The organism is Paenalcaligenes sp. Me52, assembly GCF_050487965.1.
GTDB lineage: Bacteria > Pseudomonadota > Gammaproteobacteria > Burkholderiales > Burkholderiaceae_B > Paenalcaligenes.
Genome location: NZ_JBKQFO010000067.1, coordinates 1 through 524, shown reverse-complemented (window position 1 = coordinate 524; position 524 = coordinate 1). Strand labels below are relative to the sequence as shown.

Sequence of the window (524 nt, the reverse complement as noted above, 5' to 3'; positions counted from 1 at the left end):
CCATTATGCTTCAGACTTAGATGATTGATTATTATGGGGATTTCATCACCGATATTCAGATGTATGAATATCGGTGATGAACTAAAGCTCAGGAGCTGCGTGGTGGTGATGAATCAACAGGCATATAACTGATACCCGCCGGTCAGAAGTTCCAGCCTGCGACTTTCCTGTCTGCGTGCCCGCAGTCCGGCGTTCAGGTGCAGCGTGTGACAGAACGCACGGAGAGCGAAACGGCAGGCAGACAGGCCGTTCAGTCAGCCCTGGCACCCTGCCCGGATACCAGCTTCCCTGAAACAACTGGCATCAGGTGCGCTTATCGTCAACCGTTGTGCGGTATGACAGGAGCACGTACTGATCCATCAGATCCGTCAGTGCTGCGCTCTGCTTCTGACGGTTGATGATCCATTCCTCCAGCTCTTTTTCTGATTTCCGTTTCAGATTCTCCGTCCAGTCGTCAAGGCAGTTTCCGGTCATTAAATCAAGCCAGCAAAGCCAGACCAGTTTGAGGCGCAACTCCGTGCCAC

The 524-nt window shown here is 52.5% G+C and carries 1 protein-coding gene; it reads right to left on the bottom strand.

Annotation, left to right across the window (positions count from 1 at the left end):
• Window positions 1-303: 303 nt before the first annotated feature.
• A partial coding sequence (locus ACLO87_RS17020; RefSeq protein ID WP_430224374.1) for a hypothetical protein occupies window positions 304-524 on the bottom strand: 221 nt, incomplete at its 5' end.